This is a genomic window from Pseudoalteromonas sp. SiA1, assembly GCF_018732205.1.
GTDB lineage: Bacteria > Pseudomonadota > Gammaproteobacteria > Enterobacterales > Alteromonadaceae > Pseudoalteromonas > Pseudoalteromonas tetraodonis.
Genome location: NZ_CP076085.1, coordinates 263,498 through 288,926, shown reverse-complemented (window position 1 = coordinate 288,926; position 25,429 = coordinate 263,498). Strand labels below are relative to the sequence as shown.

The 25,429-nt window shown below is 41.0% G+C and carries 22 protein-coding genes; 7 read left to right on the top strand and 15 right to left on the bottom strand.

The features are described from left to right. The 6 genes from KK487_RS16730 to KK487_RS16705 are packed head-to-tail and all read right to left on the bottom strand — an operon-like array spanning position 1 to position 8,100. Entirely contained in the window at positions 1-1,080 is a 1,080-nt protein-coding gene (locus KK487_RS16730; RefSeq protein ID WP_036955546.1) for a heparan-alpha-glucosaminide N-acetyltransferase domain-containing protein, read from the bottom strand. Further along, a complete protein-coding gene (locus tag KK487_RS16725; RefSeq protein ID WP_036955548.1) occupies positions 1,064-1,702 on the bottom strand; it encodes a hypothetical protein in 639 nt (212 codons plus the stop codon). The genes KK487_RS16730 and KK487_RS16725 overlap by 17 nt, the downstream gene beginning before the upstream one ends. Beyond that, positions 1,695-4,043: a GNAT family N-acetyltransferase gene (locus tag KK487_RS16720; protein ID WP_036955550.1), complete on the bottom strand. Its 2,349-nt coding sequence runs from the start codon at positions 4,041-4,043 to the stop codon at positions 1,695-1,697. The genes KK487_RS16725 and KK487_RS16720 overlap by 8 nt, the downstream gene beginning before the upstream one ends. A 24-nt stretch (positions 4,044-4,067) precedes the next feature. Next, positions 4,068-5,246: an MFS transporter gene (locus KK487_RS16715; RefSeq protein WP_036955551.1), complete on the bottom strand. Its 1,179-nt coding sequence runs from the start codon at positions 5,244-5,246 to the stop codon at positions 4,068-4,070. Then, entirely contained in the window at positions 5,243-6,562 is a 1,320-nt protein-coding gene (locus tag KK487_RS16710) for a lysine N(6)-hydroxylase/L-ornithine N(5)-oxygenase family protein (protein WP_036955552.1), read from the bottom strand. Before KK487_RS16710 ends, KK487_RS16715 begins: the two co-directional genes overlap by 4 nt. After that, positions 6,562-8,100, bottom strand: a complete 1,539-nt coding sequence (locus tag KK487_RS16705; protein WP_036955554.1) for a pyridoxal phosphate-dependent decarboxylase family protein — start codon at positions 8,098-8,100, stop codon at positions 6,562-6,564. The genes KK487_RS16710 and KK487_RS16705 overlap by 1 nt, the downstream gene beginning before the upstream one ends. A 382-nt stretch (positions 8,101-8,482) precedes the next feature. On the opposite strand from KK487_RS16705, the gene KK487_RS16700 reads away from it, so the two are divergent. Continuing rightward, positions 8,483-8,932, top strand: a complete 450-nt coding sequence (locus KK487_RS16700) for a GyrI-like domain-containing protein (protein ID WP_013462788.1) — start codon at positions 8,483-8,485, stop codon at positions 8,930-8,932. A 67-nt stretch (positions 8,933-8,999) separates the two neighbouring features. Here the strand turns inward: KK487_RS16700 and KK487_RS16695 are convergent, their stop codons facing one another. Both KK487_RS16695 and KK487_RS16690 read right to left on the bottom strand, forming a co-directional pair. After that, positions 9,000-9,680, bottom strand: a complete 681-nt coding sequence (locus KK487_RS16695; protein WP_036955556.1) for a haloacid dehalogenase type II — start codon at positions 9,678-9,680, stop codon at positions 9,000-9,002. Between the two features lie 175 nt (positions 9,681-9,855). Next, positions 9,856-10,521, bottom strand: coding sequence for an FMN-dependent NADH-azoreductase (locus KK487_RS16690; protein WP_036955558.1), 666 nt, complete (start codon positions 10,519-10,521; stop codon positions 9,856-9,858). 131 nt (positions 10,522-10,652) lie between these two features. On the opposite strand from KK487_RS16690, the gene KK487_RS16685 reads away from it, so the two are divergent. Continuing rightward, a complete protein-coding gene (locus KK487_RS16685; protein ID WP_036955561.1) occupies positions 10,653-11,504 on the top strand; it encodes a LysR family transcriptional regulator in 852 nt (283 codons plus the stop codon). 300 nt (positions 11,505-11,804) lie between these two features. Next, on the top strand, positions 11,805-12,419 hold the full coding sequence (locus tag KK487_RS16680) for a DUF2441 domain-containing protein (protein WP_051894369.1): 615 nt from the start codon (positions 11,805-11,807) through the stop codon (positions 12,417-12,419). 317 nt (positions 12,420-12,736) lie between these two features. Here KK487_RS16680 and KK487_RS16675 read toward each other — a convergent pair whose 3' ends face one another. Together KK487_RS16675 and KK487_RS16670 are read right to left on the bottom strand one after the other, a co-directional pair. Beyond that, positions 12,737-13,774, bottom strand: a complete 1,038-nt coding sequence (locus KK487_RS16675; protein ID WP_128583465.1) for a methionine synthase — start codon at positions 13,772-13,774, stop codon at positions 12,737-12,739. Between the two features lie 31 nt (positions 13,775-13,805). After that, a complete protein-coding gene (locus tag KK487_RS16670) occupies positions 13,806-14,780 on the bottom strand; it encodes a DUF1852 domain-containing protein (RefSeq protein ID WP_013462782.1) in 975 nt (324 codons plus the stop codon). Positions 14,781-15,243: 463 nt separating this feature from the next. Between KK487_RS16670 and KK487_RS16665 the strand changes: the two genes are divergently transcribed. Both KK487_RS16665 and KK487_RS16660 read left to right on the top strand, forming a co-directional pair. Beyond that, entirely contained in the window at positions 15,244-16,053 is an 810-nt protein-coding gene (locus KK487_RS16665) for a sulfite exporter TauE/SafE family protein (RefSeq protein WP_013462781.1), read from the top strand. A gap of 65 nt (positions 16,054-16,118) precedes the next feature. After that, entirely contained in the window at positions 16,119-16,493 is a 375-nt protein-coding gene (locus tag KK487_RS16660) for a hypothetical protein (RefSeq protein ID WP_024602464.1), read from the top strand. A gap of 69 nt (positions 16,494-16,562) precedes the next feature. On the opposite strand, the gene nhaR is transcribed toward KK487_RS16660, so the two are convergent. After that, positions 16,563-17,456: a transcriptional activator NhaR gene (gene nhaR / locus KK487_RS16655; RefSeq protein WP_024602465.1), complete on the bottom strand. Its 894-nt coding sequence runs from the start codon at positions 17,454-17,456 to the stop codon at positions 16,563-16,565. 109 nt (positions 17,457-17,565) lie between these two features. Here nhaR and KK487_RS16650 point away from each other — a divergent pair, with 109 nt between their 5' ends. Further along, positions 17,566-17,877, top strand: coding sequence for a hypothetical protein (locus tag KK487_RS16650; protein ID WP_013462778.1), 312 nt, complete (start codon positions 17,566-17,568; stop codon positions 17,875-17,877). A gap of 268 nt (positions 17,878-18,145) precedes the next feature. On the opposite strand, the gene KK487_RS16645 is transcribed toward KK487_RS16650, so the two are convergent. After that, on the bottom strand, positions 18,146-20,482 hold the full coding sequence (locus KK487_RS16645; RefSeq protein WP_024602466.1) for a S9 family peptidase: 2,337 nt from the start codon (positions 20,480-20,482) through the stop codon (positions 18,146-18,148). Between the two features lie 134 nt (positions 20,483-20,616). Beyond that, positions 20,617-21,504, bottom strand: coding sequence for a LysR family transcriptional regulator (locus KK487_RS16640; RefSeq protein ID WP_024602467.1), 888 nt, complete (start codon positions 21,502-21,504; stop codon positions 20,617-20,619). Between the two features lie 71 nt (positions 21,505-21,575). Here KK487_RS16640 and KK487_RS16635 point away from each other — a divergent pair, with 71 nt between their 5' ends. Beyond that, on the top strand, positions 21,576-22,472 hold the full coding sequence (locus KK487_RS16635) for an MBL fold metallo-hydrolase (RefSeq protein WP_128860824.1): 897 nt from the start codon (positions 21,576-21,578) through the stop codon (positions 22,470-22,472). Between the two features lie 75 nt (positions 22,473-22,547). Here the strand turns inward: KK487_RS16635 and KK487_RS16630 are convergent, their stop codons facing one another. Further along, positions 22,548-23,345, bottom strand: coding sequence for a DODA-type extradiol aromatic ring-opening family dioxygenase (locus KK487_RS16630; RefSeq protein WP_024602469.1), 798 nt, complete (start codon positions 23,343-23,345; stop codon positions 22,548-22,550). A gap of 104 nt (positions 23,346-23,449) precedes the next feature. Next, positions 23,450-24,919: a DNA recombination protein RmuC gene (locus tag KK487_RS16625; RefSeq protein WP_036955571.1), complete on the bottom strand. Its 1,470-nt coding sequence runs from the start codon at positions 24,917-24,919 to the stop codon at positions 23,450-23,452. Positions 24,920-25,429: the final 510 nt, after the last annotated feature.

The window sequence follows — 25,429 nt, the reverse complement described above, 5'->3', positions numbered from 1 at the left end:
TTAAGCTGTACGTTTAGTTTTTTGCGTAATGTCTGTGAAGCTCTGTTTGCTTTTTAAATAAACCTTATGCACAGCAAAAGTCAGTAAAGTCATTAGTACCATCATACAAAGTGTCGGCCAAAGGCTAAGGGTATGATAACCAAGCGCCCCCATAAACCAGCAAATAAGTACCCATTGAATAACATATAGCGCGGTTACATGTTTACTGGCATATAAAAGAGCACGTGTAATAGGACCATTATATTTATCAGCAAAAATATACTGTATAGCCGCTAGGGCACATAAATTTAAGCCAACTAAATAGCTAATACCGCCGCCATTTAAATGGAAAAAGTTGCCAAACTGTCCTTTAAAATCAATGGCTAACCATATGCCGCCAATAACAAGTAAAGCAGCACCAAGTTGTGCACATACTTTATATAAGTAATCGGCATTTTGTTGATTACTAAGGTATAAACGACCAAGTACATACCCCGTTAATATCGCACTTATCCAAGGAAATACCGGAAAATACACTTGATAGTTATTAGCAAAAAACAAATCGCTAATATAAGGTGAAAGCGTAAATTGTTGCCCCCTCACAAACTGGCTCATAACTGCAATTGCAATGGCTAAAACCGCAATCCATATTGTTTTCCAACGGGCAATATTAAGCACACCAAACAGCAATAAGCTAACTCCAGCCAGTTGTAAAATATCACCTGTTAACACCATAAATTGTAACTGCCCAGCACTGAGCGGACTTTGCCAGCCATAAGCATTTATAAACGCCTCGGGCATGGTATTAAATACTTCAATAGGTAGCCAAAACTTGGCCGCATTCATTAAATAGGCAAGCAGTAAAAGCTGTAAACCACGCTTAATTAATAGCAAGGGTGTTTGCCTGCGCGAAAGCGCCATAGATAGCCCCATTGCCACCAAAAACGAGGCGGTGCCTTTGCCAAGTATATGTACAACCGTACCAAATGCGCTTTCACTTTGAAGCGCTGTGGTGGCATACATCCATAAGGTATGCACAATAATCATAATGAAAACGCTCGCACCACGCGCAAGATCAATCGTTTTAAGACGTTGGTTCATTGGTTTTAATATCCTTTTTAGGGCAGGTTTGGCATTTGCTATAACCGGCTAAATAATAGCGGCAACAGGTTAAACGCTGGGGGTTTTCAGTAAATGGCGCATCAAGGCTAAAGTGCTCACAAATAAGGGTATGCAGCTGACGATGGCAATTATTGATATGTAAAGTGGTTGCAAGGGCTAAGCTATGAGCTCGCTCAATAGCACTACTTAACGAATCGAGTAATAACCGTGCTTGTTCTTTTTTACCCAGCGCGTAGTCGGTATTTACCCATTCACCAACTTGGCTTATAAAATGAGTAAACGCTTTGGTTTGCTCAGCTTTACTTACTAACACGTCATTATTCAGGTTAAACCCACGACAATAAGCGCCATTTACCGCTAACGGCATGTTAATGGGGTCAGCCGTACTTTGCTTGCAAGCAAACCAATAGCAATAAGCGTAAATAGCTTGCCAACAAAGCTGCAAATACAAATGCCGACTAATAAATTGCTTAGGCGCAGTCGGGTACTGCGCCTTACAACGAACTGTTAAAGCGCGCACTAATAATAAGCTCGGTTTAAAAGTTCGTTGTACGGGTTGATGGCAATATAAAAACTGCGCAAGGGTAATCGGTTTAGCCATACAGCTTTGCCGATACGGGGTTGTTTAAGTTACCAGCAAACTGCAAACTACCTGCCGGATCCGTTAAATCAACCATTTGCTCATTATTACCCAGCTGTAAGCGGTTTAAACAAGAGTGAGCAAACTCATCACTAAAAAAGTCATACTCTTTAAATCGCTCATTTAAAGCAGGGTTAGCATGTTGATATGCTTTAACACTTTGCGTAACACACTGCCAAAAGTCATGCTCTGTAATACGCTCTTCTCGCACTAAAATTGCCACTAAGTATCTAAAGAAGCAGTCAAATACATCGGTAAATATACTTAACAGCTCAAGCTCTTTAGGCATAGAAACATGAATACGTTCAACCCCTGCAGGCAATACTTCAGTGCTATTAAGTAAGGCAACCTCTTCACCTATGTCTTTCATATATGCGCCCACTGGCACCGAATTTTTAAGCTTTAAAATGAGGTTTTCACCGTGGGGCATAAACACTAATTTATGCGCGTAAAAGCAATGTACTAGCGGAATTAAATAGGCATTAAAGTACTCATGTAACCACTGCTGCGTGCTCAAACCACTTTGCGCTATCCATTCGCCCACTAAACTTTGGCCATTATTATCTAAGTGTAATAACGCTGCCATGGTGGTCAGTTGTTCATCACTATTTAAATTATGGTTTGGGTTTTCTCGCCATAAGCAGGCAAACATTTTACGATAGGGTGTATCCCCAAGGGCGTGTTGCTCAAACGTATGATGGGCATAACCTAAGGTGGCGTATTCTCTAAGCGCTGTAAAATTAGCGCCTGCGAGTTGTTGATCTTGGCTAACCTTTTCAAATACCCAATCGTTAATGGCAGGAGTCACCGCCATGTAAGCACGCGATAGGCCACGCATAAATCCCATATTTAAAATCGACAACGCCACTTTTAAATACGGCTTATGCGGGTGCGAGCAATTATATAAGGTCCGAATTGATTGTTGCGCTTGATATAAATCGTCACCTTCACCTAAATACACTAATCGCTGATTTGCCAACTCATTTGCAAATACCACACTCAATTTATGTTGGTACTGCCAAGGGTGAGCAGGAATGAGTAAGTAATCACCGGGGTTTAGGTTTTGAGCTTTTAGCGCTTTGTTAAACGCATCTCGGGTGGTTAAATCTAGCTCATCACTTATATGGCTTGGGTAATCGGCAAAGTATTCACTATGGGCAAAGTCGCATACCGCTTTATGCGCTGCTAACCACAGTACTTTAAACGGTTTGCCTACTTCTGGCGCATAACGTAAAAAGTCAGCTTTACTAAAACCAATGCGGCCATTATTAGCAACAAAGGCAGGATGCCCTTCACTCATTGCGGCTTCTATTTTTTGCAGCCCTAAATTAGCTAACTGCGCCGCTGTTAACGTGTTATTTTCACGTTTAAAGCACGCACTGGCTAAAGTAGCATTTAGCTCTTCAAGGTAGGTGGCAAGGCGCTTACCCGTTAAACCTAGCGCAGGCCCTTGCATACTAAAAAAGTGCAACACATCTAGTGGTTGCAGCTCTTCGTTAAGATTGTAAAAGCATAAGCTTGGCTCGTCTATATCAATGTGGTTTAGTGCCATAGCACGGCCATTAAAAATAAAGTAACCGCCTTCAACATTCACTTTAAAGCCTCGCTTTGTTGTCTCTGCGGCCAATAAACGCTCGTGCACTAGCTCGGTGAGTGCTTTAGCTTGTAAATGCCGATTTGCCCATTGCCAATGTGGCTGTATCACGTAATCAGTTTGCAAAGGCGCTAACGAATCAGTAAATAGTTGGCTGTGCCTATCAAAGGCTGCTTTATTACAAAAGCCTAAATAAGCGGCTTTTTCGCCCAGTTGAATTTGCTGGGTATGCACAAACCCCAAACGTTTATTTAACGTATGAATTTTACTATTAGCAATGTCGGGCTCAACCACAACACGGGCGGCACTGTTTTGAGCAAAAATACTTTGCAGCACGCACTGCATCATTTCAAAACTAAAATGGCGCTTAGGTGCCGTGTTAGGCGCTAATAAAATATGCATACCCACATCATTCGGTTCCACCTCGTACGCCGCTTTCATTAAGCTTTCGTGCTCAGGGCTATAAAGCTCAACTAAAGCCAATAGGTTATTATTTTGCTCGATCACGTATGCCTGATGATGAGGCGTATCAATAATAGCTTGATACACTTTAGTTATTTGTTGCTCGGTTTGCTGCTGCATCCCCCAAAAGTGCGCATACGGTTGCTTAAGCCAATCGCATATTGTTGGCATATCTGTTTGTTGTAATAACCGCATCGTCACTTTGCCGGTATGCTGTAGGGTGGTTACAAAAGATGAAAAATACATAAAAACTCCAATAAATCTTAAAAACTAAGACGCTGAACGCGCAGCTCGAGCAACAGCCTTAACCCGCCAAAGCAAAATAAAGGCAAGGCTTGCAAAGCCAATGGCAGCAAAGTAAAACACAACCGTAGTTGAAAGATGCTCTACGCTCATACCCACTAGTAACGACGCTAAAATAACCCCGACATTTTGAGCAATGTGCACTTTGGCAAAGTCGCTGCCGTAATGTGCAGGCTCACTTTTAGCAAATAGCATTACCTCTAGTAGTACCATCACTTGAAATAGCGCAAAGCCATATAAAACACGTGATAAAATCACTAACCCCACCGACGCCTGCGCTTGTAAATAAAGCCCAAGCGCCCCTAAAATAAGTGCACATAACAAAGTGCTAGTGCGGCTTAATGTTGGCAGTGGTAGATGCTGCCTGAAATGGTTAAAAACCAGCATAACAAGCGCTGCAAAAGCAGGAATGGCGTATACAACAGCGCTTTGCAAGGTGCTGCTTTGTGCGTTTAATGCTTGCCAATGAGTAGTAAAGAAAGGGCGAATTAAAAACGCGCTAAAATAAACCACCACACTTAAAAAGCAAAATTGCCAAATAAAATAGGGAATACGTTCTCGCGGTTTTTCAGTCGCTATTGCTTGTTGATAAATACCGGTTTTTAATGAATACATTAAGTAGGCACACAATAAAACCTGCACCATATCACCGGCACTACTGAGTAATAACGCATAGCGTGGCTCAGCTAAACTAAAGAAATAACCACCAATTAAAGCACCACCAATCGCACCAAAATGCATCAATACAGAAAACAAACCAATAATAGATAAATGCTTAGTTTGTTGCTCTAATCGCAGTGCAAATGGGTATATAAGTAGGTAGCTTGCCTTTAGCACCAACATTAGTTGGTAGTAAATCCAAAATTCCCACACATTGGTAGCAAAGTAGCAAAGCAGGCCAAAACCAGCGGCTACCACTTGGGTTACTAACCACAAAGCCAACTCATTGTATTTTTTAGCGACCTTAGCCCATAGCGGTAAAGCCAGCATTACAGTAATACAACAGTTAGCCACAAAGAGGCCGATTAGAGTGGCGTTACTAATAGCAAATTCACTAGCAAAAAATTGCGGATAAAACGGTAGCAACAAGGTATCGCATACCACCGAAATAACCGTCAGCAAAATTAGCGCTAAACGAAGACTCATGCGGCGCTACTCTGCTGTTGTGTTGATAGGGTGACATCGCTTAAATCAAAGTTTTGAAAAGCAATTTTTTGCTCAACCTGATAAGGCGAATAACCTAAAATTTCACGTAAAATAATACTATTACGGTAGCAAGCCATACCTAAATCTGGAGTTACAAAACCATGAGTATGCTGCTCGGCATTTTGTACAAAAATACGTTTTTGTTCGCTATCTACCGCATATTCACGACTCACTAAATAACGACCTTGCTCATCTTGGGGTAGTTGATGGGCAATATTATTTAAAAAAGCAGGGCGCTGATATTTAAAGCCTGTAGCACAAATTAAAAAGTCGGTTTCTATTGAAAAGGGCTGCTCAAGCTCCTGATGATAAAACTCAGTCAGTAAACGCTTACCTACTTTTTGAGTGCTTGTTAGCTTGCTGTTAGTTTTAAATGTAGTGGAAATTGGCCCATCAAGGCTTTGTGCGTAGAGGGTGTCGAAAATGTCGTTAATTAAATCGCCGTTAATGCCCTTAAATAGATTTTTTTGGTTTTGATTGAGCCAATCTCGCTGCTCAGTTTTTAAATTATAAAAGTAATCTACATACTCAGGAGAGGTCATTTCAAGGGTGAGTTTAGTATACTCAAGCGGAAAATAGCGCGGTGAGCGTGCTATCCAATCTAACTGCAAGCCTTGCGGTACTGCTTGCTGCAATAAGGTGTGGTAAATTTCTGCTGCACTTTGTCCAGCCCCTACCACGGTAACCCGTTTAGCCGCTTTTAATTCATCAAGCCGATGACAAAAATCGCTACTGTGCATTACGTTATTTGAGTTACTTTGCACAGCGCAATCAGGAATATACGGTGCAGGCCCTGTGCCCAAAACAATATGGCGAGTCACATAATGTTGTATGCCATTAGGGGTGTTACAGCTAACGGTATAACACTCACTTTGCGGGCAAAACTCAACTTGAGTGACTGTTTGTTCAAAGTTAACATTTGAAAGCTGCGAGCAAACCCATTGGCAATATAAGTTGTATTCACGGCGCAATAAAAAAAAGCTTTCGCGAATATAAAACGGGTATAAACGATTATTTAATTTGGCATAATTTAAAAAGCTATACTGGCTGGTTGGATCTGCCATGGTTACTAAATCCGACATAAACGGAGTTTGTAATGTAACGCCCTCAAGCATCATTCCTGGGTGCCAATCAAATTCACTGCGTTGTTCTAAAAATAAGCTTTTTACATCTTCGAGCGGTTCACTTAAACACGCTAAAGATAAGTTAAATGGGCCAAGGCCAATAGCTATAAAATCGTAAGGTTGATTATCCATTATGCAATTTCCCTATAAGTTTGCCATGCAATGTGGCTAATTTTCTCAATAACAGCGCGTACATCTGTTAATTGGCACTGCGCATTAAGCAATGTAAATTTAAGGTAATGGCGGCCACTTATTTTTGTACGGGCAACCATGGCTTCACCGGTTTGTAAAAACGTTTGTCGTACATGCAAGTTTAAAGAGTCGAGTAAATCAAGGTCATGTTTTAAATCATCAGGGGCAAATCTAAATACCAAGGCACTAAGCTCAGGGTAGTTAACTACTTCAAAGTCGGGGTGATCGTTAAGTACAATATGCGTTTGGCGCGCAAGGCCAATAACTTTATCGAACGCGCGACCAAGCGGTGCTTCTCCAGTGGTGCGCAGTGTTAGCCATAACTTTAAGGCATCAAAACGGCGAGTGGTTTGTAGGCTTTTATCTACCAAATTAGGCGTGCCATTACCGGCCTCTGCTAATGGGTTTAAATAATCAGCATATAAAGTAATGTGGCTAAAATGGCGTTTATCGCTTAATAAAAAGGCACTACAACTAACCGGTTGCATAAATGATTTGTGATAATCAATCGTTATTGAATCAACCAACTCAATGCCATTAAGCGTATTGCGGTGGTGCTCGCTCACCAACAAACCGCCACCATAAGCGCCATCTACGTGGCACCATAGCTGCTCTTCTTTAGCTAGCATGGCAATATTATGGATTGGATCGATTGAGCCAAAATCGGTTGTGCCTGCGGTAATAACCACTGCAATGGGTAAATCACCTTGCGCTTTGCTTGTTGCTATGGCGGTTTTAAGTGCCTCCATATCCATTTGCATTTCGCTGTTTGTAGCCACTGGCACCACGGCGTCGTAACCTAAGCCCAATAACGCCGCTGCTTTTTGAATACTAAAGTGCGCCACCTCAGAGCAGTAAATTTTAAAGCGCGAGGCAACAGCTGGTAAGCCCTGAAGTTTTACCTGATGTTCTGGCGCATAGCGGCTAACAGCCACTTCACGAGCAACCAACATAGCCATTAAGTTTGATTGCGTGCCGCCACTAGTAAATACCCCATCGGCAGTGCTTGGCAATGCTGCTTTTTGGCATGTCCAATCAATCAGCTTTTGCTCAATTAAGGTCGCACCTGCACTTTGATCCCACGTATCTACTGAGGTATTAATAGCAGCAATAATGTGTTCGGCCACCACAGCAGGGTAGGTTACAGGGCAGTTTAAATGAGCCATGTAGCGAGGATGATGAAAATACACGGCATGATCTAAATACACGCCTTTTAGCTCTTCAAGCACCGCTGGAAAGTCAGCCAAAGGCTTTGATAAATCAACATCGTTTACTACTTTTGCTAACGTATTTACCGACACACCTGAAAATGGCTTTTGGGCTTTAGCCATCGCTTGCTGTACTGCCGACAGCCCTTGCAATGACGCTATTTGATAATTAATGAACTGCTCTAAATTGAATTGTGGGGGCAGGCCGCTTTGTTCAAATACAGCCTGTTTTTCAATGGTATTAATATTTAACACGTGAGATTGAGACACATCAACATTCCTTGAGTACACTTTTTAGGTGCAAGGATCTTAATGATAATGATTTCTATTTACAATAATGAAAAAAGATTAGATAGCAACTTTTTTTTAATTAGAGCTAATAAGCTTGTCGTATATTTTTAACAAAATCGATAAGCCATATTATTAAACGACAAGCATTACATGCAAAAATAAAGTTAAAAAAGAGGGAAGTTGAGCAATTATTTTAGCGGTAGCAAAGCTACGTTTAGCGATTGGCACCTATTTAAACATGAGCAATAAACACGCAATTGAGGTTAATAATCACTGTTTATGAAATATTTAATACAAAATTTAAAGTATTGGCGGTTTTTCTGTTACGTTGGTGTTTGTATTAACGCTAAAGGACGTCATGATGGAAGTAAAACAATTAGCAAGTCAGACCTTAATCGGCTTAAAAGTAAGAACCTGCAACGCCAATGAAATGAATGCTGGCACTGCAAATATAGCTGAACTTTGGCAAAAATTTGGTGAAAAGTTTGCCAACAGCCTTACAGAAAACACCAAAGTGTATGGTGTGTATACTAATTACGAAAGCGATCTCACTGGGGACTTTGACGTAATTGCCTGCTGCGATAATTTATCAATTAAACTCCCTGAAGCTAAAAAAGTAACCACCCAAGCGGGGCGTTATTTGGTATTTAAAGGTGAAGGTGAAATGCCCGATGCAGTAATCGATTTATGGGGCGAAATTTGGCAATACTTCAGCTCAGACGATTGCCGTTATGCCCGCACCTACACTAGCGACTTTGAGTACTATAAAAGCAGTAACGAGATAGAAATTGCCATTGCAATTGAAGACTAAAAAACGGCTAGGTTTGTAAGCGCAAACCTAGCCTTTCATTGGTGTAATTTAACCCCTGCCCACTAAATCATTGGTTATTACTGGCTAGCTTGGTTTTTAAATCATGTATATCGCACGCCGTTATTGTAGGCTCAAGTTCCCAGGGGTCAAAAATAGCCTCACTTGAGCGCTGTATCCACGCAGCACGCATACCGTGCGATAACGCCCCAATAACATCAAACGGGTTACTCGATATAAGCCAGGTATTAGCGCCGGTTGAATTTGCCTCGCGTAAAAAATGACTATAAACACCGGGGTTGGGTTTAAAGGTTTTAATGTCATCGGCGCTCACTACGCCTTCAAAAAGCTCACTTATGCCTGCGGCTTCGAGCAAGGTATTTACCGCACTGGCCGCACCATTAGAAAACGCAAATAACCGATAGTTTTGTGCTTTTAAGCTCTCAAGCCCTGCTTTTACATCATCAAATGCGGGTAGGGTTTTATAGCGTGCTAATAACTGTGCTTTTTGCTCATCGCTTAAAGTTACCTTGTGCAGTAAACACGCATAATTAAGTGCCTGCTCAGTACACACCGAAAACGGCACGTAGTTTTGCATTAAGCCACGTCTAAACGAATATTCGAGTTGTTTTTCACGCCAAGTGGTCGAAAATGCGTGCGCGTTATCACCAACCATATTTTCAAGTAACGACACAACGCCATGGGTGTTTATAAGCGTACCGTATACATCAAACGCCAGTGTAGTTGCCATTAATGACTCCTGTTTAAATCGTTACTAAAACGCAATTTTATTGCTAAGTATTAATTACCTTATCAGTTAATAAAGTGCAGTAACAGCACCCGCGTTTTAAGCAGTTGCTGTAAACCCCCGTTACGGTTTGGGTAAAAATACCGCAAGGTAAATGCGGTATTTTTATATTTAAATATTATTTATTACTTAACTGTAGCCCTAGCGCTGCTGCTTGGCTATAAGCATTATCGAGCGATAGTTGATGGCGTACATCGGCAAACTCTTGATATTCTGAGGCAATTTCATGAATGGTGCTCACGCCTAAATATTTACTCAATGTACGTAAGTGCGGCACTAAATGGCTCATATGCTCACGTATACCACCTTGCTCAAAACCAAACTCACCGGTTGAGGTGATCACAACTAATGTTTTACCTCCAAGTAGAGGTTGTAGCGGAAAGTCACCACGGGAAAGATCAAAATCAAAAGTTTGGTTAATACGTATTACTTGATCAAACCATGCCTTTAACTGTGCGGGCATACCGTAGTTATACATAGGCGAGGAAATCACAATAATATCGGCAGCGGCAATTTCAGCGATTAATGTGTCTGACAAGGCCAGTAACTGCTGTTGCTCTGCGGTTTTTTTATCATCAGGGGTAAATACCGCACCTATCCAGTCTTGAGTAATAAAAGGCGGAGGATTCACACCAACATCACGGTAAAAATACTCATCTATAGCTTGGCGCTTTGCAAAGCTATCAATAAATTGCTTAGCAATATTTTTAGAAATTGAATCGTGATCTGGGTTGTCGTTTTTAATAGCTCTTACGCTTGCATCAACGTGAAGTAGGGTAGTCATACTGTTTATCCTGTTAGTAAATGTAGGTTAATCATCTTACTAACAGGCATATTTCACAAACGAGTAAATCTTAACTATAAATAAGTTATACTCATCTATAAGTTAATTCTATTTGGTGTGAATAATCCCCCATGCAAGTATCACTACAAGCACTCAAAGCCTTTGAAGCTGCGGCGCGTTTAGGCAGTTTTAAAGCCGCCGCGGATGAACTATCGCTCACCCCAACCGCGATTTCGCATCATATAAATAACCTTGAGAACCGTTTAAATGTGGATTTATTTTACCGCCAAGTTAGAAAAATCACTCTTACACCCACCGGTGAATATTTAAGTGAAGCAACATGCAATGGCTTTAACCTTATTAACCAAGCGCTAACTACCGTACAAGCTAAAGGCACCGCCGTTAAAATAACCACTACGTCATCACTGGCCGCACTGCGTTTAATACCCGCATTACAGGAGCTATCAAAAAGTCAGCCCAATCTTGAAGTGGATATATCAACCAGTGAAGCCGTTGATAAGCAATTACACACCTTACCGATTCGCTTTGGTCAACAGCAGAATATAAACGCATATGATATTATTAAAACCGAGCAATTTAACCTGTTTGGATCATACAAAGCCGCGGATATCCCATGGCAAAATGGCCCAGTTACGCTCTATACCACTAAATGGAAAAACAACGCGCTGAGTGAGCCACCAATTAAACAATGGCTTACTCAAAACAACTTAGCTCCTGCTTTATTTAGTATTAAAACATTTGACCAAGAGCTATTTGGTATTCAAGAAGCTATGGCAGGCTCAGGACTGGTTTTTTGCTCAACCACGCTAGTACAACGATTATTAGACACCGAGTTACTTAAAAACTTTAATACCCACGTAGTTGAATCTGACTTTTGCTACTACATACCTAATAAGCAGCGCTTTCAAACCCGAAATACTCGCCTCGTTTTAGAATGGGTAGAAGAGTTGTTAAGTTTATAAGTTCTGAGCAGCAATCAAAGTACGTAATAGCTAAAAGTAGTGTTTATTAGCCTATCTTTTCGGGGTAGGCTTGTGAGCAGTCAAATCTGAGCAAAAACTGAACATTGAGATTAAATAAATATAATAGCTAATCAATTCATCAAACAGCTCTTTGCTTACATATTTATAAAAATTAGCAAATAGCGCATATTGTTTTATTTAACTTTACTTTAAATTTTAGAAAACTTAATGATAGTAATACCTTAGGTTATTTGCTAAAACTATATAAAGTAGAAAAATGAGCGTGACGTCGGCAGAAATATGCGCGATGGGCGCACTATTAAATTGTTAAATGGCGAAGGAGAAATTGTGCCGAAGTTTTATACTGTTGACCGTTCAGGTAACGTAGCTAAAAATATTACATTTGGTTTAAAGAGTAATTACTCTGATTATCAAATTTGGACAGTTCAGAATGTATACGATGAGGACGATGTAATTTCTAGAATAAATCAAATGTACCCTGAGGGTTTGTCTGAACATGGATTCCAATATTTGATTAAACATGGTCTTGTTATCTTTGAAAATGGCACAAGAAATCCGCTACAAATAACTCACACAACTCCAATGGTAGAAGCGATATTTGAGCTTGTCAGGAAAAGTGAATTCCCTCAATTACCATCACGAATGCAATCTATGTTCGCATGGTGTGAATTGGATGATGCCAAAAAATTTAACGTAAGTTCGGGAGGGGCTTGCTCTATATATGAAGTGGAAAGCGAACAGGCATTTATAGCAGATCAAAACTTGTTATATCTGGGTGGTTCTATAATTGGGGCATACGAATTGGCTCGTAAGTACTGGGCCGGTGAAAGAGGGAATAATTGTAAATTAGAGGCAGTTATCCCCTTGCCGGTAGTCATCGGCAATGCCATTTAACAAGCGCATGTTGTCGGACTGGTTTTCCGCTGCGCTCCAAACCAGCCGCAAATGCTGGCGTTGCCATTCTCTGCAAATGGGGTACTTGTCAATCAATAATACCTAGCAGTCAGTTAGGTTTGATTACTTAAGCTAATTTGTTGCACTCAACCAATATTCAACGAACTTTAAACCTTTCACCTAACACCTTTTGCCTTTAACCTTGCATTTTAACTGTAAACCCCCGTTACATTTTGATTAAAAAAGACACACTTCAACACGTGTTAAGATGTGGCTTTTTTACAGCAGCTGTAGCTAAAATTAAGCAACAATCACTGCTAATAACTGGCTGCTAACAGTTCGTTACGAACTAGCTCTGCGCCTTTGCTAAGAGCGTTGAGTTTGCCGTTTGCGATGTCGCGCGGCAGGGGGGCCATGCCGCAGTTGGTGCAGGGGTATAGTTTGTCGGCATCTACATATTTAAGCGCTTCGCGTAGGGTTTTTGCCACCTCTTCAGGGGTTTCTATGGTATTGGTGGCTACATCGATTGCGCCCACCATTATTTTTTTACCGCGTACGAGTTCGAGTAGCTCTATGGGTACATGTGAATTTTGGCATTCGAGCGAAATAATATCAATATTCGATTTTTGCAGCTTAGGGAATACTTCTTCGTATTGTCGCCACTCGGTGCCGAGGGTTTTCTTCCAATCGGTGTTGGCTTTAATGCCGTAGCCGTAGCAAATATGCACGGCGGTTTCGCATTTTAACCCTTCTATGGCTCGCTCTAGACAGGCTATGCCCCAGTCGTTTACCTCGTCAAAAAACACGTTAAAAGCAGGTTCATCAAATTGAATTATATCAACCCCTGCGGCTTCTAGCTCTTTGGCTTCTTGGTTAAGTATTTTAGCAAATTCCCATGCTAGTTTTTCACGGCTTTTATAATGATCGTCATACAGGGTGTCGATCATAGTCATGGGCCCAGGCAGTGCCCATTTAATTGGTTGGCTGGTTTGCTGGCGTAAAAACTTTGCGTCTTCAACAAATACCGATTTAGTGCGAGACACAGGGCCAACCACTGTGGGTACGCTGGCGTCGTAACGGTCGCGAATTTTAACTGTTCTGCGGTTTTCAAAATCAACGCCATTTAAGTGCTCAATAAAGGTGGTTACAAAGTGTTGACGGGTTTGTTCGCCGTCGCTGACTATATCTACACCTGCGGTTTGTTGCTCGTGCAGAGAAATACGCAGGGCGTCGTGTTTGCCATCAACCAGTTCGCTACCTTGTAATTTCCATGGTGACCATAAGGTTTCGGGTTCGGCAAGCCATGACGGTTTTGGCAAGCTGCCTGCTGATGAAGTAGGTAATAGTTTTTTCATAATAAATGCTGCCTTTAATTTTGTTGTGTGATTAAGCGATACTTGCCGAGAACTGCTGCAGCACTGATTGATAAGGCTTAATAAAGTGCTGCTCGGTAAATTTGCCTTGCTCAACCGCTAATTGACCTCGCTCTGCGCGGTCATACACAATTTGCGTTAATGAATGATCATCATTTTTTAAATTTGGTTTATAACGACTACCTGCGGCGGCATTAGCGTTATAAATTTCTGGACGATAAATTTTTTGAAACGTTTCCATGGTGCTAATGGTGCTAATTAGTTCAAGATTGCTGTAGTCGTTAAGTAGGTCACCAAAAAAGTAAAACGCTAACGGTGCAACGCTGTTTGGTGGCATAAAGTAGCGCACTTGTAAGCCCATTTTTTTAAAATATTGCTCAGTTAACGACGATTCATTAGGCTGATACTCTACGCCTAAGATAGGGTGTAGATTTTCGGTTTGCTGATAGGTTTTGTTATCAGACACGCTTAAACAAATAACCGGTGGCTTTTTAAAATGCTGTTTATAGGTATCTGAGTTTACAAAGCATTTAAACAACTTACCGTGTAAGTCACCAAAATTATCGGGGATACTAAATTGCGGTTTGCTTTTGTTATGCTCAAGCAATAACACGCTAAAGTCGTAGTCGCGCACATAGGATGAAAAGTTATTACCCACCATGCCTTCAATTCGCTCGTTGGTTTGACGGTCAATAATATTGGTTTTTAATACCTCAATTGACGGAAATGCTTGGCCACTGCCTGCAATGTCTAAATCAACCGAAATGATCTCGAGCTCAACCTCGTAACGATCCCCTTGTGGGTTATCCCAACTAGCCAGAGCATTAAAACGATTGTTGATCATTTTTAGGGTATTACGCAGGTTTTGTTGGCGGCTTTCACCCCTTGCTAAATTAGCGAAGTTGGTCGTGATACGTGTGTTATTTGATGGATGATAGTTTTCATCCAAGTTAGTGCTTTTAATAGTAAATGTAAGATCAGTGCTCATAGCCGTATCCTTTCAATTTGAGTTGTTGCTGCTTTTATTGATGGCGCATTACTCGCTGTTAAAACCGACATAACGGGTTAGCTGTAATGGTGCTCTGCAGAGTTAATAAATTTATACGCGCTATGTAGCATGAAGAAAAACGGTATTATTTCAGGTAAAACATGAGCCAGATTCATTCTGTAGCAAAGTTAAATGGGTAAATTCAGCTAATTACCTATGACCCTCTCACAAAAACCGCTTTAGAAGTCTAGATTTCTAGATGTTTTTACGGGTGTTGTGATTTATTCATACAAAACGTGAGTATTATTCAATACTTATAAGTACTTAAAGTGCCATTTGCATAAACGGTTGTTGATATACTCGAATAAACCTTGGTGAGCTTAGATGTTTTATTAAACGTTTTTTACACGCAACTCACCGCCACAGAGCATAACAACCCTTAACATAAGAAGAGACAAAAGGAATGAGTGATTTAATAGTGTTAATTATATACTGCGCCATATTAGGTAGCGGTGTTGGTTTTTTAGCAGGCTTATTAGGAATAGGGGGCGGGCTGGTTATTGTACCCATACTCAGCATGATATTACTGCACTTTAATGCTTTGCCACCTGAGCAAGTAGTGGTGGTTGCCATTGCGACCTCGCTGGCCTCTATTTTATTTACCTCGACCTCGTCGGCTATTGCGCATCATAAAAATGGCAATGTACCCTGGAATATTGCACCTTGGGTTATGGTAGGCGTTGCCTTTGGCGCGCTTATTAGTGGCTTTATGGCTGCGCTGTTACCTGAGCATGTAGTGCGTTTGGTATTTGCTGTAAGTGTGGTGCTAATTGCACTTAAAATGATTTTTTCTGGTAAGAATGATTCAGCAATAGCGCGCCCGTTACCAAACAAAGGGTTACTCAGTGTTTATACGACCATAACCGGTGGCTTGTCTGCCATGATTGGTATTGGCGGCGGGGCAGTATTGGTGCCGTTACTGACGTTTTTTTCTGTTGATATGAAAAAAGCCATAGGCTGCGCCTCGGCCTCAGGCATTGTGATAGCGCTGTTTGGTTCACTGGGTTATATCAGCTCAGGCAGCCAGTTATTTAGCCTAAAACAAGGATTTGCAGGCTTTGTGTATTTGCCCGCTTTATTGGGTATTGTATGCACCTCATGGTTTACCGCGCCACTCGGTGCTAAAGCCACCCATTATTTGCCAGTTTCAACCATAAAGAAAATATTTGCCGGCTTATTAATTGTAATGGCAATCAATATGTTTACTCGATAAAGTTAAAGTTCGCAGGCTTGCTTGCGAATATATTTTGAAATAATAAACTTTAAGGCAAGGATGCTATGAAAATAGTTAAATTAAGGGATAAAGTTGATAAAACAATCTTAAGTGTTGCTTTGTTCTTTTTGATATCACCTACTATAGGGTTAATTACAGGAACTGCTCATCAGCTTGGAACGACGGGCAGCGACTATCAACAAGCATCGTTAATTGATGACCCAGAGCAATACTGGCAAATTATTATCATGCAACTTACTATTACTTTAGCTATCGGTATCCAAGGGTTTATTACATTTCCAGCCTTAATTGCCGCACGCCAAAAAATATTAAAGTTTAGAGATAACAATAAAATAGTAGCCAATATCATATTTTATTTGCTCACTCCGATATTCTTTATCGCTTTGTTGATATTTTTAATATATTTATTTGAAGTATGAGAAGTGTAAGGTTTTAGATCCGTAACCCGCACCCCGACGCCCGTTAATCTTAAGACGGTTAACTAAAATCTACGTCATTTGCGCGTGCTTTATAAACTCGTCATAAATACTGTCTTTAATGAGCCTGTCAGGCGTAAAGGCATAATAATGCTGATAAACATTATCAATTCTACCAATGTAATTAACGTCGTAATGGCGTTCTACTTCGGCTCTTACCAAAATAGGCGCAGGGAATATCCCAAACCCTTGCTCACCGAGTGACTTCATTAATGCGCTGTCGTCAACATGGCCTGCTATTGTCATTTCAATGTCTTGCTCTTGCAGCCAATAATAAATAGCACGCGCGACGGGGCTTTCTTTTGCGGGGAGCACTAGAGGCTTGTTATTTAAAGACTGCGGAAACTGCTTATGTAACTGCGAATGCCATGTTTCGTTACCAAAAAGAGCAATTTGGCTTTTACCTATTTCATGGCAAAACGCCTTAAATGGCAAGGTGGTATCGAGTGGTTTATCGGCTAACACTAAGTCGAGCTTATGAATCGCCATTTGTGCAAGCAGCTCATCTTGTTGGCCGTCAATACAGTGTAAGTTTGTAATACGGTCGTTATTAATTAAAGGCGCTAGCCACTTCGACACCAGTGATTTAGGCAACACGTCTGAAATACCCACCTTTAACGTTCGTGAATAGTGCGTGGTATCACCTTGCGTGGTTTCTAGCCATTCATGGGCAATAGCAAACATATCATTGGTGTATTGCTGGGTTACATGGCCAAATTCCGTTAACTGTAGGCCTCGCCCTTGACGAATAAATAGCGGTTTTCCTAGTCGTTGCTCTAAGTTAGTAATTTGCGAGCTCACCGTTTGCGGCGTTAAATTAAGTATTTTACTCGCCGCTGCAATACTGCCGTGCTTACTTACTTGCCAAAAATAATATAAGTGATTGTAGTTAATGTTGGTAATCATTCGAAAATACCTGTTTTAAAGTAAGAAATAATCAGCTTTTTCCTTTGCCACTAAGTTAGTAGATTACAGTCATGCCTGCAACATAGTTACTATTAAAAGGTGTAATTGCATGAAGCTAAAACTTACAGTTAAAAACAAGATAATTAACGCAAGTGAAAAGATGTCGCTTTTAAAGTTGATAAAAAGCCAATTGGCAAAACATGCTTTGAATATTCGTAAAGTTGAGATTCAAATAAATGATCTTTCGAGTGATCGCCACGGCACTTTGCAGCAATGCAAAATTAATATTCTTTTGCCTGGGCTACCCAGTATTAATGTAAATACAAAGGGAAGAAGTATGCTGCAAGCGATAAAGCGAGCACTTAAAAGTTTGCAGCACATTCTCGTTAATAAGTATCAACCTTCGCAACCAAGCTCTTAATATCGCACTTGTAGTAGCAAGGATGCTACTTTTTTAATACCTCTCTAATTCCAAGTTATGTTTAGCAATAAATGATTCAATTATTGCCATTGAGCAGTATTTCCTTGTTGGGCTTTGTTCGACTCTACCCAACTCACAATAACTAAAAACCTTTGCCCTTTTTCCTTTAACCTTTGACCTCAGCTGTAAACCCCCGCACCATTTTGATTAAAAAAGCCGCACACTAATTGTTAGTGTGCGGCTTTAGTATTTTATTTTTTTAAAACGATTACTTGTTTAGTAAGTGCTTTTCAAAAAAATCGGCCATCATAGTATGGTAATGCAAGGTCGTGCCTTTACCTTCACGTAGGCTATGTGAGCGGTTAGGGTATGAGAAAAACTCAAACTGCTTGTTATGCTTTACAAGCTCGTCAATTAAACGCTCTGAGCCTTGGTAATGCACGTTATCATCGCCTGTGCCGTGAATAAGCAATAGCTTACCGGTTAGGTTTTTAGCAAAGGTAATCGGCGAGGTGTTATCGTAACTCTCAGGATCGGTGTTTGGGTTACCCGCATAACGCTCTTGGTAAATGGTGTCGTATAAACGTATATCTGGCACGGGTGCTGAGGCAATGCCTACTTTAAATTTATCGCCATGGCGGAACAGTAAATTAAGGGTTGAGCTACCGCCGCCTGAGTGTCCCCATACGCCAACGCGATCGGTGTCTATTACATCCCAACGTTTAGCCATAGCATCTAGGGCGTCTACTTGGTCTTGCACTGTGATAGAACCAATTTTTTTATAAATCGATTTACGCCAATCGCGGCCTTTTGGTGCACGTGTACCGCGGTTATCAACCGATGCCACAATAAAGCCTTTTTGCGTTAACAGTGCTTTATACAGGTAACTGTTGCCTTCCCAGCGGTCTTGCACGGTAGAGCCCCATGGTTCGCCGTATACGTAAAATACAATTGGGTATTTTTTACTTTTATCCATGTTCTCTGGGAACATAATGTAGCCGTCAAGCTCGGTACCATCTTGCGCGTTTACTTTAAAAAACTCATGCTTGGGTAAGCTTTGTTCAGCCAGCTTTTGTTTGAGCTTTGTATTTTCAACTAAGGTTTTTACATTACTGTGATCGCTCACTTTAATGATCTCTTTAGTCGGTGGCGTACCAAATTTAGAGTAAGTATGCATTGCCCACGAGGCATCTTTTGACATGTAGTAGCTGTTTGATCCCTCAAACTCAGCAGGTGTTACCCGTACCGGTTTGCTGCTGCCATCAAGCGGTGTGCTGTATAAATAACGCTGACCAGGATCGTTTGGCGAGGCAATAAAATACATCACGTTTTTATCTTCATTGATGGTAAGCATATCAATAATGTCGTAATCGCCAGGGGTTAGGTCGATAATAGTCTTGCCATCGCGCGATACACGATAAAGATGACGCCAACCGTCGCGTTCGCTATGCCAAATAAAAAACTCGCCGTCTTTTGACCAGTTTGCTTTATAAAACCATTCGATAAACGCATCGTCTTTGTCTTCTAAAATCTTGGTCAGTTGCTGCTTTTGCCAATCAAACAACCACACTTTGTTATGGCTTTGCGGGCGGTTTAAGTCTTGAATCATTAATTCATTACCGGTGCCAGCCCAGCTAATACGCGGAATATAACGGTCGCGGTTATCGCCTTCAAGCTCAGCCCAACGGGTTTGTTTATCAGCAAGGCTTACCACACCAACACGCACGGCAGAGTTGGTTTCACCGGCCTTAGGATAAGGGAATTCTTTAAGGGTAGGGTACAGTTCGTCGGTGTTATTGATCATAGTGAAAAATTTAACGTCACTGGTATCAAGCTGCCAATAGGCGATTGATTTGTTGTCGGGGCTCCAACGAAAACCATCGGCAATGGTGAATTCTTCTTCGTATACCCAATCAAAATTACCGTTAACTATGGTGGCGCTGCCATCGGTTGTAAGCGCGGTTACATCGTTACTGCCAACCGATTGCATGTAAATGTTGTTATCGCGTACGTAAGCCACTTTTGAGCTATCTGGCGAGAACTTAGCAAACATTAACTTAGTAGGCTCAACATCCAAGCCACCAAGTTGCTGTAATTGGTTAGTCTCAAGGTTAAGTAACCAAAAGTCGCCTCGGCTGCGTGAGCGCCAAACTTGCTCACTGTTGGTAAATACCATCAGCCATTTACCGTCTTTTGACCACTGATAGCTTTCGATTGCAAATGGCTCGTCTGCGCCCTCTGGCAACAGCTTTTCAAACTCAACCAGTACTTTACGGCCTGTACCGTCAGCATTGTAAAATACAATGTCGTTGCCTTTTACGCCGTGCTCTTTTTCATCATCGACGTTGTTATCGTCTGCTTTTTCTTTTTCACTTTCGCGCTCTTCAAGCACAGTGTAGCCGGTGCCATCGTCTAGCCACTTAAAGTAAGTGCTACGCTGGGTTTTAAATTCTTTATCTTTATAAATTTGCGCTAGGCTTAATGGATTATTCACGGTACTCATCGCTGCATTGTTGTTGGTTGTTATGTTGGTACTTGAACATGCTTGCAAGCCTAAGCCCGCAACAATGGCCAGTGCCAAGCCCGATGTTTTGATCAGATTCATTGTTATTGTTCCTTGGGTCTGTTGCCCTTTATGGATTAAGGCGCTTATTACATTTACTGTAACAAAATAACCTACAGAATATCAGTATGCTTAACGCACAAAGCTATGGTTTAAACCCAAACTTTTATAATTAATTACCATGCTGGATTTTTAAATTCTTCACTGAGCGTGTCGATTAGTGCTCTTACTGTTGCTGATAAATGCTGACGAGAAGGGTAAAGCACATATATTTTCATTGGGTTTAATGTCCATGGCGCTAATACACGCTGCAAGCGACCATCCAGTATATATTGATTTGCCAAATACGTAGGCTGCACTGAAATACCACCACCGGCTATGGCTGCATGAAGTAATGTGGTGGCCTCGTTTGCACTTAAATTACATTTAACATCAACCGATTGAAATTCATCCCCGTTGTGTAAATGCCAAATATATCGGTCGAAGTTTTTATAGCCTAAACATTGATGAGTGCTTAACTGTTGTGGTGTCGTTATTGCCGGATAATCAGCAAGGTAGCTGGCTGAGGCCACTAATATAGATTCACACTCGGCAATAGGTTTACCTATTAACGAAGGATCAGGATTGGCTGCAATACGTATTGCCAAATCAACACGCTGCTCTATTAGATCTGTGGTTGAGTCTTCAAGATCTATGTCTATTTGCACGTTAGGGTGACGTTTCATAAAGCGTGTAAATATAGGGGCTAATTGTGCAAAGCCTAACGACATACTGGTCGCTACTCGAATTTTACCTGACAACTGTTGCTGGCTTTTAGTTTGTTCAACTAAACGGTTAGCCTGTGCTAACCATTGCTCTATTTCGGGTAAACAGGCCTCGCCAGCGGTGGTAAGTGTAACTTTGCGGGTAGTTCGGTGTAGCAAACGAGTATTGAGCCATGCTTCTGCCGACTCAATATGACGAGTAACCATAGGGCGTGACATTTCAAGCCGATCGGCAGTGGCAGTAAAACTGCCTGAGTAGGCAACATCAACAAAAACCTGCGCTGCGGTGAGTTTATCCATAGTATTTGCACGATTTATGAAACAATGATGCTAATTATTGGTTGTTTTTCTGAACATATCAAACCTTTATTATGCTCGCATTAGCAACCAATGATGAGAATACCATGAACCTACGCACGCTTTTATTAAGCACACTATTAACCAGCAATATCGCTATTGCAGACGAAACCCCATTAACCCTTGATGTGTATAACGCTGACAGCAATAGCTTTCATGTTAATGCCACGCTGGTTTATGGCCGTACCGATGCAATTTTGATTGATACCGGATTTACCAAAGCCGATGCACTGCGCATTGCCGCCAAAGTAATTGACTCTGGTAAACAACTAAAAACTATTTTTATTAGCCAGGCCGATCCTGATTACTACTTTGGCGCTGAAGTGTTACAACAGTTTTATCCTGAGGCAGAGGTTATTACTACGCCCGCAGTGCACCAAAAAATAGCAGCAAAGCTTAAAGGTAAACTTGCTTTCTGGACCCCAAAAATGGGTGAAAACGCACCAAAAAACCCCGTCGTACCTAAGGTATTTAATGGTAATAGCTTAAAAATAGAAGGCCATACCATTGAAATTCGTGGCACAGAGGGTGAGCATAATCATCGCCCATATTTATGGATACCTGATAATAAAGCTATTTTAGGGAATGTGGCTGTATACGCTAATGTTCATTTATGGATGGCCGATGCACAAACTCAGGCAGAGCAAAATGCATGGGCAAAGCAACTTAATGAAATGAAAGCACTCAACCCTGACGTGGTGATCCCTGGGCATATGAAAGCAGGCACTCAATTAGATGCTGCAAATATTGATTTTTCAATCCAGTATTTAAAGGATTTTGCACACGCTAAGCAAAGTAGTGATAGCAGTAAGCTGCTGATAGATAAAATGACCAACTCATACCCAGAGGCTGTATTACCTATGGCTCTTAGCATTGGCGCTAAAGTTCATAAAGGCGAAATGAAATGGTAATTGCTTACGCTTAACCACTGTAATAAATACAGTAGAACCAAAAAACACGCCTAGCAAAGTCTGGCGTGTTTTTTATTATTGCCACAAATACATACTGGCTCGCTTATTGGCAATATTTAATTCAAATACCTCAGTGCTTGCACACATAGCAGCGCCATAGCATACATGTAGCGGTAACAAGTGCTCTTCTCTGGGGTGATTAAAGCGTGCAGCTGGAGCTTGCTGCCATGCTAATAATTGCTGTTCACGCTGTTGCTCGGTTAATGTTTGATCTGCGATTGTGCTTACCAGCCAATTTTCAAATGCCTGATTTTGCTGGTTAACATCGTTTGACTGAGTAACACCAAAAGCGCGCATATTATGGAAGGTAAAGCCTGAGCCTATAATTAATAAGTTATCGTAATCAATACTTTGCAACGCTTTACCAATTTCAACATGCAACAGCGGATCAAGGCTTGGGTGCAAGGATATTTGCACACAGGGAATATCGGCCTCTGGATACATAATTTTTAACGGTACAAACATACCGTGATCGTAGCCACGCTGTGGATCGAGTTTTGAGTCAATATTATGTGTTGCGAGCGCTTGCTGTACTAAATTAGCAAGTTGCGGCTCGCCAACACAAGGGTAAGTTAATTGATACGCCTGCTCAGGAAAACCGTAGTAATCGTAAATAAGTGGCGGTGAAGAGTGCGCGGTTATACTAATTGGTTGAGCTTCCCAATGCGCGCTGACCATTAAGATAGCAGAGGGCTTTGGGATTGTAGCGGCAACCTGTTCTAAGCAAGCTCGCATTTCTGCATGGTTGGCATCACCTAGTAATGGCATTGGGCCGCCACCATGTGAAATGAAAAAAACGGTTGGGCGTTGCATGTGGTTAATCCTAAAGGACAGATATAATTATAGTGCCTGCGCAGTTAGTAAATAACTAGCCACATAAACGCACAACCTCAGTGCGCAAAAATTATGTGTGGTGTTTATTCATCAAGCTCTAAGTGAGCGCGTTCAACGCTTTCTTGAGGTAACTCTTTTTGCACCGATACACCCAGCTCTTTAAATTCTGAGGCTTGTTTAATTAAGTTACCTTTACCACGGTATAACTGAGAAAATGCTTTATCGTAGGTTTCTTTGGCTTTATCGAGCTGTTTACCCACGCCTTCCATACTGGTTAAAAAGCCGTTGAGTTTACTGTAAAAACGCTCAGCACGATTAGCCAGCTCTTTTGAATATTTAGTTTGCTCTTCAAAGCGCCATAACTGTTTAACAATATTTAAACTGGTTAGCAGGGTAGTAGGGGTAGCAACCAAAATGTTTTTTTCTATTGCTTGCTGGTAAATGTCGCTTTGGTATTTAAGTGCTTCTACAAAGGCGGATTCTATGGGTACAAACATAATAACAACCTCAGGCGAGTTTATTCCTGGTAGGCGGTCATACGATTTACTGGCCAGCTCATTTATACGGGCAGTTACGGCATTTACATGCTCTTTAATCGCTTGTTGAGACTCAAGCTCTGTTTCGGCATTTACATAACGGGTATAGGCATTTAACGATGTTTTTGCATCAATCACTAAGTGGCGACCTTGAGGTAAATACACCACAACATCAGGGCGCAAACGGCCGTCTTCGGTATTAAACGACACTTCTCGCTTGTAATCGGTGCCAGCGCGCAGGCCTGCGCTATCAAGCACGTTTTCGAGCATGAGTTCGCCCCAATTACCTTGGGTTTTCTTTTGCCCTTGTAAAGCATTGCTTAGCTTATCGGCCTGCTCGGTAATTGCTTGGCTTTTGGCTTGTAAATGAAGCAGCTCGGTTTTAAGTGCTGCACGTTGCTGTAAGTCTTCAACGTGAATAGACTCCATTTTATCTCTAAAGCCTTTTAGCTCACCTTGAACCGGCTTAAGTAACTGCTCTATGCTTTCTTGATTGAGGGTTTTAAATTTTTGCGACTTTTCTTCTAATATTTGGTTAGCTAAATTTTCAAATTCTTTTTTAAGCGTTTCTTTACTTTGCTCTATATGGGCGAGTTGTTCACTAAAATGCTGCTGCTTTTGCTCAAGGGTAGTGCGTATATTATTAAGCTCTACATCGCGAAGATTGTATTGCTCGCGCAGGGCGGTTAGCTCGGCTTCGGCTTTACGCCAATATTGATTATAAAGTTGGCTTTGCTTTTCTTGCTCAGTTAAACGGGTTTTAAAATGCTGAGACTGATCCCGCTGCTCTTGATGTGTAAGTCCTAACAAGTCGTGCTCTTCCACTAAAGAGGCATATTGATTTTGCGTATGCTCATACTGGCTTTGTAATAACAATAACTGTTGTTGCTGCTCACTCACTTGGCGCTTTATTTTTTTGCTTAACTGGACTGATACAACGCTGAAAATAGCCATACCGGCTATAGCGCCAGTACCAACACTTAACCAATCTAAATGGGATAAAAACGAAGTAAACATAGAATAAACTTTTAAAATTTAGTGACATGCCATCATAACGAATTACGCTCTTTAGCAGTAGGGTAAAACACTAAATTAAGCGCATAAAAAAAGCCAGCTAGTAAAGCTGGCTCAATATTACTAAATTAGTAATCAAACAGGGAAATCAACATGAAACTTGTAAAACAACATATCAACTACAAGCATAATTGTAGACGCGCTCTGATTAAATTAGTTCAAAATAATTTTAAAAAAGTTGAATTTGAGGCATAAAAAAAGCCAGCTAATAAAGCTGGCTCAATATTACTAAATTAGTAATCAAACAGGGAAATCAACATGAAACTTGTATAACAACACATCAACTACAAGCATAATAATAGACCCAGCCATTTGTGATTAGTTCAAAATAAATTAAATAAAAAAATAAATATTTTTAAAAGCAAAAAAAAAGCCAGCGCATTACTGGCTGGCTTAATCATTACTATGTCTAGTAACTACTATATGGGATATCAACATGAAAGCTTGGAGAAA

What these genes read in the sequence shown, in the direction of transcription:
- KK487_RS16685 (WP_036955561.1), top strand. Translation starts at nt 10,653, where the DNA reads ATGCAAGTATCACTACAAGCACTCAAAGCCTTTGAAGCTGCGGCGCGT.
- KK487_RS16680 (WP_051894369.1), top strand. Translation starts at nt 11,805, where the DNA reads ATGCGCGATGGGCGCACTATTAAATTGTTAAATGGCGAAGGAGAAATT.
- KK487_RS16625 (WP_036955571.1), bottom strand. Translation starts at nt 24,919, where the DNA reads ATGTTTACTTCGTTTTTATCCCATTTAGATTGGTTAAGTGTTGGTACT.
- KK487_RS16730 (WP_036955546.1), bottom strand. Translation starts at nt 1,080, where the DNA reads ATGAACCAACGTCTTAAAACGATTGATCTTGCGCGTGGTGCGAGCGTT.
- KK487_RS16660 (WP_024602464.1), top strand. Translation starts at nt 16,119, where the DNA reads ATGAAAATAGTTAAATTAAGGGATAAAGTTGATAAAACAATCTTAAGT.
- KK487_RS16720 (WP_036955550.1), bottom strand. Translation starts at nt 4,043, where the DNA reads ATGTATTTTTCATCTTTTGTAACCACCCTACAGCATACCGGCAAAGTG.
- KK487_RS16665 (WP_013462781.1), top strand. Translation starts at nt 15,244, where the DNA reads ATGAGTGATTTAATAGTGTTAATTATATACTGCGCCATATTAGGTAGC.
- KK487_RS16645 (WP_024602466.1), bottom strand. Translation starts at nt 20,482, where the DNA reads ATGAATCTGATCAAAACATCGGGCTTGGCACTGGCCATTGTTGCGGGC.
- KK487_RS16695 (WP_036955556.1), bottom strand. Translation starts at nt 9,680, where the DNA reads ATGGCAACTACACTGGCGTTTGATGTATACGGTACGCTTATAAACACC.
- KK487_RS16690 (WP_036955558.1), bottom strand. Translation starts at nt 10,521, where the DNA reads ATGACTACCCTACTTCACGTTGATGCAAGCGTAAGAGCTATTAAAAAC.
- KK487_RS16640 (WP_024602467.1), bottom strand. Translation starts at nt 21,504, where the DNA reads ATGGATAAACTCACCGCAGCGCAGGTTTTTGTTGATGTTGCCTACTCA.
- KK487_RS16700 (WP_013462788.1), top strand. Translation starts at nt 8,483, where the DNA reads ATGGAAGTAAAACAATTAGCAAGTCAGACCTTAATCGGCTTAAAAGTA.
- KK487_RS16635 (WP_128860824.1), top strand. Translation starts at nt 21,576, where the DNA reads ATGCTCGCATTAGCAACCAATGATGAGAATACCATGAACCTACGCACG.
- KK487_RS16630 (WP_024602469.1), bottom strand. Translation starts at nt 23,345, where the DNA reads ATGCAACGCCCAACCGTTTTTTTCATTTCACATGGTGGCGGCCCAATG.
- KK487_RS16675 (WP_128583465.1), bottom strand. Translation starts at nt 13,774, where the DNA reads ATGAAAAAACTATTACCTACTTCATCAGCAGGCAGCTTGCCAAAACCG.
- nhaR (WP_024602465.1), bottom strand. Translation starts at nt 17,456, where the DNA reads ATGATTACCAACATTAACTACAATCACTTATATTATTTTTGGCAAGTA.
- KK487_RS16650 (WP_013462778.1), top strand. Translation starts at nt 17,566, where the DNA reads ATGAAGCTAAAACTTACAGTTAAAAACAAGATAATTAACGCAAGTGAA.
- KK487_RS16670 (WP_013462782.1), bottom strand. Translation starts at nt 14,780, where the DNA reads ATGAGCACTGATCTTACATTTACTATTAAAAGCACTAACTTGGATGAA.
- KK487_RS16715 (WP_036955551.1), bottom strand. Translation starts at nt 5,246, where the DNA reads ATGAGTCTTCGTTTAGCGCTAATTTTGCTGACGGTTATTTCGGTGGTA.
- KK487_RS16710 (WP_036955552.1), bottom strand. Translation starts at nt 6,562, where the DNA reads ATGGATAATCAACCTTACGATTTTATAGCTATTGGCCTTGGCCCATTT.
- KK487_RS16725 (WP_036955548.1), bottom strand. Translation starts at nt 1,702, where the DNA reads ATGGCTAAACCGATTACCCTTGCGCAGTTTTTATATTGCCATCAACCC.